The sequence below is a fragment of the Amycolatopsis sp. NBC_01488 genome (assembly GCF_036227105.1).
GTDB lineage: Bacteria > Actinomycetota > Actinomycetes > Mycobacteriales > Pseudonocardiaceae > Amycolatopsis.
Genome location: NZ_CP109434.1, coordinates 7,318,023 through 7,328,312, shown reverse-complemented (window position 1 = coordinate 7,328,312; position 10,290 = coordinate 7,318,023). Strand labels below are relative to the sequence as shown.

General features: G+C 73.2%; 1 protein-coding gene. It reads left to right on the top strand.

Annotated elements, in window-relative coordinates; all coding sequences use genetic code 11:
• Positions 1-36: 36 nt before the first annotated feature.
• A complete protein-coding gene (locus OG738_RS34550; protein WP_442875965.1) occupies positions 37-10,254 on the top strand; it encodes an SDR family NAD(P)-dependent oxidoreductase in 10,218 nt (3,405 codons plus the stop codon).
• The last annotated feature ends 36 nt before the right edge of the window (positions 10,255-10,290 follow it).

The following is a 10,290-nucleotide window of genomic DNA, read 5'->3' as shown; positions in this document are numbered from 1 at the left end:
GCGATGGACGGGCGGACGGACGAACTCGCCGAGGCGCTGCGCGGCTCGCTCAAGGAGGTCCGGCGGCTGCGACACCTGACCGACGCGGCGCAGGAGCCGATCGCGATCGTGGGCATGAGCTGCCGGTTTCCCGGTGGGGCCGACACGCCGGAGCGGCTCTGGGAACTGCTGGTCGGGGGTGGCGACGCGCGGTCGGAGTTTCCGGCCGACCGCGGCTGGGACCTTGCCGCATCCGGCACGGCGTCCGTGCGGTACGGCGGATTCCTCGGCGACGTCGCGGAGTTCGACGCCGAGCTTTTCCGCCTCTCGCCCCGGGAAGCAGCCGCGATGGACCCCCAGCAGCGGCTGCTGCTGGAGGCGTCGTGGGAGGCCTGCGAACGTGCCCGGATCGCCCCGGACTCGCTGTGGGGCGAGCGGGTCGGGGTGTTCGCCGGCACCAACGGCCAGGACTACGCGTCGGTGCTGCACGCGGCCGGCGAGCGCGTCGGCGGTCACGTCGGGGTCGGCAGCGCGGCCAGCGTCCTGTCCGGCCGGGTGGCCTATGCGCTGGGCTTGACCGGACCCGCGCTGACCGTCGACACGGCGTGTTCGTCGTCGCTGGTGGCACTGCACCTGGCGGCCCAGTCGCTACGGCGGGGCGAGTGCGCGCTGGCGCTGGCCGGCGGGGTCACCGTGATGGCGACGCCGCGCGCGTTCGTCGATTTCGCCCGTCAGGGCGGGCTGGCCCCGGATGGCCGCTGCAAGCCGTTCTCGGCGGACGCGGACGGGACGGGCTGGGCCGAAGGTGTCGGCGTGCTGGTGGTGGAACGGCTGTCGGATGCGCGCCGCCACGGGCATCCGGTGCTGGCGCTGGTGCGTGGCTCGGCGGTGAATTCCGACGGCGCGAGCAGCGGCTTGACGGCGCCGAACGGTCCGGCGCAGCAGGCGGTGATCCGGGCGGCGCTGGCGGATGCCGGGTGGTCCGCGTCCGACGTCGACGCGGTCGAAGCGCACGGGACCGGCACGCGGTTGGGTGATCCGATCGAGGCGCAGGCGTTGCTGGCCACCTACGGTCAGGATCGAGAGGTCCCTTTGTGGCTGGGTTCGGTGAAGTCGAACCTGGGGCACACCCAAGCCGCGGCCGGGGTGGCCGGGGTGATCAAGACCGTGCTCGCCCTGGGGCACGGGGTGCTGCCGCCCACGGTGCACGTGACCGAGCCGACCCCCCACGTCGACTGGTCGGCCGGGGCGGTGACGCTGGCGACCGAAGCCGTGCCGTGGCCGGAGACCGGCCGCCCGCGGCGGGCCGGGGTCTCCTCTTTCGGGATGAGCGGGACCAACGTCCACGTCCTGCTCGAGCAGGCGCCCGTCCCCGAGCCCAGCTCCTTCCGGCCGCGGGAGAGCGGGCCCGTGCTCTGGCCGTTGTCGGGGGAGAGCGAAGCCGCGTTGCGGGCGCAGGCCCGGCGGCTGCACGCGCACTGGTCGCCGCAGACCGGGCCCGACCCGGCGGACGTGGGGTTTTCCCTGGCCACTACGCGTTCCGCGCTTGCGCACCGGGCCGTGGTGGCCGGCTCGGATCCGGCCGGACTGCGGGCCGGCCTGGACGCGCTCGCCCGGGGCAAGGGCCACCCGGACGTGCTGCGCGGGACGGTGGGCGAGACGTCGTTCCGACCGGTGTTCGTCTTTCCCGGCCAGGGGGCGCAGTGGGCGGGCATGGGGGCCGGGCTGATGGCCGGGTCGCCGGTGTTCGCCCGGTGCGTCGAGGAGTGCGGCGAAGCCCTTTCGTCCTATGTGGACTGGAAGCTGGCCGACGTCCTGGCCAGCCTGCCCGGAGCGCCGTCGCTGGACCGGGCCGACGTCGTCCAGCCCGCGCTGTGGGCGACGATGACCGCCCTCGCGCGGGTGTGGCGGGCGCACGGGATCCGCCCGGCCGCCGTGCTCGGGCATTCGCAGGGCGAAATCGCTGCGGCAACGGTGGCGGGGGCGCTTTCTCTGGACGACGCCGCCCGTGCGGTCGCCCTGCGCAGCCGCGCGGTCGCCGAGGAACTCGACGGTCACGGCGGTATGGTCTCGGTCGCCGCGGGCCCGGCCGACGTCACGGACTTCCTGCGCCCCTGGGGCGACCGGCTTTCGGTGGCCGCGATGAACGGTCCCGGCGCCACCGTCGTCTCGGGCGATGTCGAGGCCCTGGAAGGCTTTTCCGCCGAGCTGACGTCGGCAGGCGTGCGGACCCGCCGCATCCCGGTTGGGTTCGCGTCGCACTCGCCGCAGGTCGAGCGGCTGCGCGAACGGATCCTCGCGGACCTCGCCCCGATCACCCCACGCAGTGGTGACGTCCCGTTCTTTTCGAGCGTCACCGGCGGCCTGTTCGACACCGCCGGGCTGGACGCGCAGTACTGGTACGACGGGCTGCGCCGCACGGTCGAGTTCGAACGCGCGGTGCGCGCCGCCCTCGGGCACACTGCCTTCGTCGAGGTGAGCCCGCATCCGGTGCTCACCGTGACGCTGCCGGGGATCGTCGGTGATGTGCCCGTGCTGGGCACCCTGCGCCGCGACGACGGTGGGGCCGCCCGGTTCCTGCGGTCTCTGGCCGAAGCCGCGGTGCGAGGCGCCCCGGTGTCCTGGGATGCGGTTTTCCCCGATGCCCGCCCGGTCGATCTGCCGACCTACGCGTTCCAGCGGAGCCGCTACTGGCTCGGCGGCGCGGCCCCGGCCGACGCCGCGTCCCTCGGCCTCGACGCCTCGTCCCACCCGCTGGCCGGTGCCGCCGTCGAACTGGCCGAGGCGGACGAAGTGGTCCTCACCGGAACCCTTTCGACGGCGATGTATCCGTGGCTGGCCGACCACGTGGTGGCGGGCACCGTGGTACTTCCCGGCACCGCGATGGTGGACCTCGTGCTGCACGCGGGCGAGCGGCTCGGCTGCGGCCGTCTCGAAGAACTGACTCTCGCCGAACCGATGGTGCTCCCCGCCGGGGCCGCGGTGCGGATCCAAATGCGGGTGGGCGCGGCCGGCGCGAACGGCCATCGGCCGGTCACGGTGCACTCGGGTGCGGGCAGCAGTGAGTGGACCTCCCATGCCGAGGGCGTGCTCTCGTCGCCCGGCACCGGCGACACGCTCCCGGACCTGCCCGAGTGGCCCCCCGCCGGTGCGGTTCAGGTGCCGCTCGAAGGCTGGTACGACGATCTCGCCGACGCTGGCCTCGAATACGGCCCCGTGTTCCGTGGTCTGCGCCGGGCTTGGCGGGCCGACGGCGAGGTCTGGGCCGAGGTTGCCCTGCCGGCCGGGTGTGACGCGGCCGGGTACGGCCTGCACCCGGCGTTGTTCGACGCCGCCCTGCATGCCTTCGGCCACACCGGTTCCGGCACCGCCGAATCACTCGTGCCCTTTGCGTGGTCGGGTGTTTCGCGCCACGCCACCGGAGCCACAGCGCTGCGGGTGCGCCTGGCGAAGAGGGATGAGTTCACCGCTTCGGTCCGCTTGTGGGACGAGGAAGGGCGGGCGGTCGCGTCGGTGCACCGTCTCGCCCTGAGGCCGGCAGCGCCGCGGGAGACCTTCGCGGACGCATTTTTCCGCTTGGAGTGGCTGCCCGCCGGGCCGATCGTCCCCGCGGACGGCCCGTGGACTGTGCTGGAGCCCGGTCAGGATCTGCGGGCGCTGTCCGGGAATCCGGTGCCGCCGCTGGTGGTGCTCCCGGCCGTGGGTGAGCTGCGCGCCGTGACGCGCCGGGTGCTGGACGTGCTCCGGCACTGGGTCACCGACCCGCGGTTCGCCGGGGCGACCCTGCTGGTGTGGACCGACGGGGCGGTGGACGCTGCCGGTTCCGGAGTGTCCGATGTGGACGGCGGGGCGGTGTGGGGGCTGGCGCGCTCGGCGCAGACCGAGCATCCGGGCCGCGTCGTCGTGGTCGACGCGCCCGGCGTGGCCGAAGCGGTCGCAGCCGTCTCGATCGGTGAACCGCAGGTCGTGGTGCGCGACGGACGTTTCCTGGTACCCCGCTTGACCCGCCTCACCGCGCCCGCGGCCGAGCCTCGCCTCACCTCCGCGGACACGGTGCTGATCACCGGCGGCACCGGCACCCTGGGCTCCGCCGTGGCTCGCCACCTGGTGCGCGGAGGCGTGCGCGGGCTGGTGCTGCTGAGCCGGTCCGGCCTCGCCGCGCCCGGTGCGGACGCGCTGCGCGACGAGCTGGTGGCGGCGGGCGCGCAGACGTCGGTCCTCGCGTGTGACGTCGCGGACCGGGCCGCGCTGGCCGCGGTCCTGGAAGAGCACCCGGTGACCGCGGTCGTGCACGCCGCGGGAGTGCTCGACGACGGGGTGGTGGAATCTCTCGACGCCGAGCGGCTCGATCGCGTGCTGGGCCCGAAGGCCGACGGAGCACGAAACCTGCACGAGCTGACTGCCGGTCGTGAGCTGCGGGCGTTCGTGCTGTTTTCGTCGGTGGCCGGGATCGTGGGTGCGGCGGGGCAGGCGAACTACGCCGCGGCGAACGGATTCCTGGACGCCCTGGCCGGGCACCGGCGCGCGCTGGGGTTGCCCGCGGTCTCGCTCGCCTGGGGTTTCTGGGCTGAGCGCAGCGTGCTGACCGGCGAGCTGGACGACGCCGATCTCGCCCGGCTGGGCCGCACCGGTCTGCTTCCACTGTCCACCGAGGACGGTCTCGCCTTGTTCGACGCGGCGACTTCAGGTGCCGAAGCCCTCGTGGTCCCGGCACGGTTCGGGCCTCGGCACGGTGAGCTGCCGACGGTGCTGCGTGGCCGTCCCCGGATGTCGTCCGAGTCCGTGAGCACGGCCCACCCGGCCGTAGCCTGGGCCGGATTCGCGCTGCCCGAACGGATCCGGCGCCTGAGCGCGCTGATCGCGGCCGAAGCCGCAGTGGTTCTCGGGCATGCGGAGCCGATCGCGGCCGGACGAGCCTTCCAGACGCTGGGCTTCGATTCGCTGATGGCCGTCGAACTGCGCAACCGGCTGGCGGCGGCGCTCGACCTGCGCCTGCCCGCGACGCTCGTGTTCGACTACCCCGACACCGGTGCCCTGGCCGCCCAGCTGGCCACCGAACTCGGCGGCGGTGCAGCCGAGACGCCGGTCGTGCGGGCTGTCGTGGTGGATGAGCCGGTGGCGATCGTGGGGATGGCGTGCCGGTTTCCGGGTGGTGTTGTTTCGCCGGAGGATCTCTGGGATTTGGTCGTGACTGGGGGCGACGCGATCGGTCCGATGCCTTCGGATCGGGGTTGGGATGTTGAGGGACTGTTCGATCCGGATCCGGATCGGGCTGGGGCCATGTACGTGCGCGAGGGCGGTTTCCTTCATGACGCGGCGGATTTCGATCCGGCGTTTTTCGGGGTTTCGCCGCGTGAGGCCCTGGCGATGGACCCGCAGCAGCGGTTGTTGCTGGAAACGTCGTGGGAGGCGTTCGAGCGGGCGGGGCTCGATCCCGGGTCCTTGCGGGGCAGCCGGACCGGCGTGTTCACCGGCGTGATGTACCACGACTACGGCAGCCGGTTCACTGAGATTCCGGACGGCTTCGAAGGATTCCTCGGCAGCGGAAGCGCAGGCGGAGTCGCCTCCGGGCGGGTGGCTTACACCTTCGGGCTGGAAGGCCCGGCGTTGACGGTCGACACCGCGTGTTCGTCGTCGCTGGTGGCGTTGCATTTGGCGGCGCAGTCGTTGCGGCGGGGGGAGTGTGAGCTGGCGCTGGCGGGCGGGGTGACGGTGATGGCGACTCCGACGGCGTTCGTGGAGTTTTCGCGGCAGCGCGGCTTGTCTCCGGATGGCCGGTGCAGGTCGTTCTCGGCGGATGCGGATGGGACGGGCTGGGCCGAGGGTGTCGGCGTGCTGTTGGTGGAGCGGTTGTCGGATGCGCACCGCAATGGGCATGAGGTGCTTGCAGTGGTGCGGGGCAGTGCGGTGAATTCGGATGGTGCGTCCAATGGGTTGACAGCGCCGAATGGTCCGTCGCAGCAGCGGGTGATCTGTGCTGCGTTGGCCTCGGCCGGGTTGTCCACTATGGACGTCGATGTGGTGGAGGCGCATGGTACGGGGACGTCGCTGGGTGATCCGATCGAGGCGCAGGCGTTGCTGGCGACTTATGGGCAGGGGCGTGCGGTGGATCGTCCGGTGTGGTTGGGGTCGTTGAAGTCGAATATCGGGCATGCGCAGGCGGCGGCGGGTGTGGCCGGGGTGATCAAGACGGTGATGGCGTTGCGGCACGGCGTCGTCCCGCCCACGCTGCACGCGGGCGAACGAACTCCGCGGGTGGATTGGGAATCCGGGGCGGTCGAGCTGGCCGTGGAGGCGCGGCCGTGGCCGGAAACCGGCCGTGCGCGCCGGGCGGGGGTGTCCTCGTTCGGGATCAGCGGAACCAATGCTCACGTGATCCTGGAACACGAGCCGGAAGAGCCACCGGAGCCCGGGCCGGATGCCGCGGTGGTCCCGGTCGTCCTCTCGGCGAAGACACCCGAGGCGATCCGTGCCCAGGCGGCCCGGCTGATGCCCATGCTGGAAAAGGGAGTTCGGCTCGCGGATCTCGGTGGCACGCTCGCGAAACGTGCGGTATTCGACCGGCGCGCGGTCGTGGTCGCCCAGGACTTGCCGGCGCTGCGGGCGGGGCTGCAGGAAATCGCGGAGGGCGTCGCCCCGTCGGCACCGGCTGGGGAGCTGGCCGTGGTCTTCCCCGGACAGGGCACGCAACGGGCCGGGATGGGCTTCGGACTGGCCGAGGAGTTTCCGGTGTATGCCGAGGTTTTCGATGAGGTGTGTGCGCTTCTGGACGCCGAGCTGGGTGAGTCGGTGAAGGAAGTCGTTCGCTCGGGGGACCGGCTCGACGAAACGATGTTCACGCAGGCGGCGTTGTTCGCTGTCGAGGTGGCGTTGTTCCGGTTGGTGGAGTCGTGGGGATTGCGTCCGGCGGTGGTGCTGGGGCATTCGATCGGTGAACTGACGGCGGCGTACGTGGCCGGTGTGTGGTCGTTGGGTGACGCGTGCCGGGTGGTTGCCGCCCGCGGGCGGCTGATGCAGGCGCTTGCGCCGGGTGGGGCGATGGTCGCGGTCGCCGCGCCGGAGTCCGAGGTGGACGAACTTCTCGCCGGTATGGGAGAGCGGGCTGCGATTGCGGCGGTGAACGGGCCGTCGTCGGTGGTGGTGTCGGGCGCGGAGGACGCGGTGCTCGCACTTGCCGAGGTGGCCGAAACCCGCGGGCGGCGGGTCAGGCGGTTGCGGGTGAGTCATGCGTTTCATTCGCCGTTGGTCGATCCGATGCTCGACGAGTTCGCCGCGGTGCTGGGCACGGTCGTGTTCTGTGAACCGGTCCTGCCGATGATCTCGAACCTGACCGGCCGCCTGGCCGATCCGGCCGGAATCGCCACCGCGGACTACTGGATCCGCCACGCCCGGCAAGCGGTCCGGTTCGCCGACGGCGCCGTCACGGCGGCCGGTCCGGACGTGCGAGCCCTGCTGGAGCTGGGCCCGGGCACGGCGCTGAGCAGTCTGGCCGAGGAGAGCGTGCCGGACGGGACGATCTGCGTCCCCGCGCTCCCGGACGGGCCTGCCGAACCCGTCGCGATGCTGGCGGCCGCCGGTCGCTGCTGGACCGCCGGAGTGCCGGTGAACTGGCGTGCGCTGTTCGCGGGCGCACGAGCGGCTGCGGTGCCCACCTACCCGTTCCAGCGGCAGCGGCTGTGGCTGAGCGAATCCACCACGTCGGCGCGGGGCCTGGCCGCGGCCGGGCTGCGGTCGCTCGCCCACCCGGTGCTGGCGGCCGCGATCGCCCCGGGCGGGGACGGGCTGCTGCTCACCGGAACCCTCTCCCCGGCGACGCAGCCGTGGCTGACCGGGCACGTCGTCGGCGGCGACCTCGTGCTGCCCGGGACCGCGTTCCTCGAACTCGCCCTGTGCGCTGCCCGCGAAACCGGTTGTGAGGCAGTGGAAGAACTGACCGTCCGGACACCGCTTGTCCTGCCGCCCGGAGCGACGCCGATCCAGGTCGTGGTCGGCGAGGCCGGATCGGACGGCCGCCGTCCGATCGCGGTGTACGCCCGGACCGTTCCCGACGGCCCGTGGACGCAGCATGCCGAGGGGATGCTCAGGCCCGTCGCGGCAACTCCGGCGGACCTGACCGCCTGGCCTCCCGTCGATGCCGTAAAAGCGTCCACTGTGGACGTCTATCCGGCGCTGGCCGGCGCCGGCCTCGGTTACGGTGCCGCGTTCCGCGGGCTGACCCGGGCCTGGCGGCGTGGCGACGAACTGTTCGCCGAGGTGGCCCTGCCCGACGAGAGCCGGGAGGGCGGCTGGTGCGGCGTCCACCCCGCGCTGTCCGATGCCGCGCTGCACGCGCTGAGCCTCAGCGGCCCGGCTGGCGCGGCGAAACTCCCGTTCTCGTGGTCGGGCGTGTCGTTGCACGCCTCCGGCGCGGTGGCCGCCCGGGTGAAACTGACCCCGGCGGGTCCGGATGCGATCGCGGTGGAACTGGCGGACGAAGCTGGGCGCCCGGTGCTCTCCGTGGCGGCGCTGACGTTGCGGGAAGCCAGGGTGGGCCCGCGACGCGACGCGCTCCACAGTCTGGAATGGACGGACATCACCGACCCCGCCGAAGCGGGCTCGTGCGAGTACACCGAGTGGGGCGCCCCGGGTGATTCCGCCGTCGTCGTGCTCCCCGCGTCGAGGAGCAACGACGTGCATGCGGTCGTCGGCGAAGTGCTGGAAGCGGTGCAGGAGTGGCTGGCCCGCCCGCCCGGGGCGGACTCGGTGCTGGTGGTGGCTACCCGCGGCGCCGTCGACGCCGGAGCCGCCGTCACGGATCCCGCCGGTGGCGCCGTGTGGGGGCTTGTGCGGTGCGCGCAGGCCGAGCATCCCGGCCGGATCGTGCTTGCCGACGTCGACCGCCCGCTCGACGGCTCGACCGTCGCTCGCCTCCTCGCGACCGGGGAACCCCAGCTCGCCGTGCGCGACGGCCGCTTCCGGGTACCCAGGCTGAGCCGGCTCGAAGTGTCCACCGTGGACAGTCCGGAATTCGGGGATGCCGTGCTGATCACCGGGGGCACCGGGGCGTTGGGCGCGGTGGTGGCCCGCCATCTCGCCGCCCTCGGCGTGCGGCGGCTGGTGCTGCTGGGACGCACCGGGCTCGCCGCGCCGGGTGCGCAGACCCTGCGGGACGAGCTGACCGCCGCCGGTGCGGACGTGGCGGTGATCGCCTGCGACGTGGCGGATCGCGCCGCACTGGCGGCGGTCCTGGACGCGCGCCCGGTCACGGCGGTCGTGCACGCCGCGGGCCTCCTCGACGACGGCGTTCTCGCGTCACTGGATGCGGACCGGCTGGCGAGCGTGTTCCGGCCGAAGGTCGACGGCGCGTGGAACCTGCACGAGCTGACCGCGGACCGCGACCTGCGCGCGTTCGTGCTGTTCTCCTCGGTGGCCGGGGTGACCGGTGCGGCCGGGCAGGCGAACTACGCCGCGGCCAACGGCTTTCTCGACGCGCTGGCGCAGTTCCGGCGGGCGCGTGGCCTGCCCGCGGTGTCGCTGGCCTGGGGCCGCTGGAGCGACGGGGGTGGGATGGCCGCCGCGGGGCGCCACGACCGCGTCGGCCTGGTCGGACTGTCCGATGTGGACGGCACGGCGCTGTTCGACGCGGCCCTCGGGACCGGACGGGCGGTGCTGGTGCCCGCCCGCTGGGAACCCGCCGTGCTGCGCAACCAGGACCTCGAAGGCGTCCTGCCGCCGGTATTGCGCAGTCTGGTCCCGGCCGCGCCCCGGACTGCGGCGGCGCCGGAGGACGTCCGGGCCCGCCTGGCGGCTCTGGCCGACGACGAGCGGCGGGTACTGCTGACCGGCCGGGTCCGGGCCGAGGCAGCCGCCGTGCTCGGACACGGTGAGGCCGGTGGGATCGCCGAGGACCAGGCGTTCCACGAGCTGGGCTTCGACTCGCTCACCGCCGTCGAACTGCGCAACCGCCTCGCCGCCGCGACCGGTCTGCGGCTGCGGCCGACCCTGGTGTTCGACCACCCCACTCCGGCCGCCCTGGCCGCGCACCTCGCCGCCTCCTTCGGCACCGGGCGCCTTCGGCAAACAGGGCCGCGCGAACCCGACGAGGCCGCGGTTCGCCGTGCGCTGGCGACGGTTCCGCTGGGCCGGTTGAAAGAGACGGGACTGCTGTCCACATTGCTCGGACTCGCCGCGCCGGCCGACCCGTCCGCGCCGGTCGAATCGCCGGCGGCGGCCGACGTCGACGCGATGGACGCGGCCGAACTGGTCCGGCTCGCACTGAATTCCGGCGGCGAATGAACGAGAAAGGGAACGAGCGGATGACCACCTCGGCCG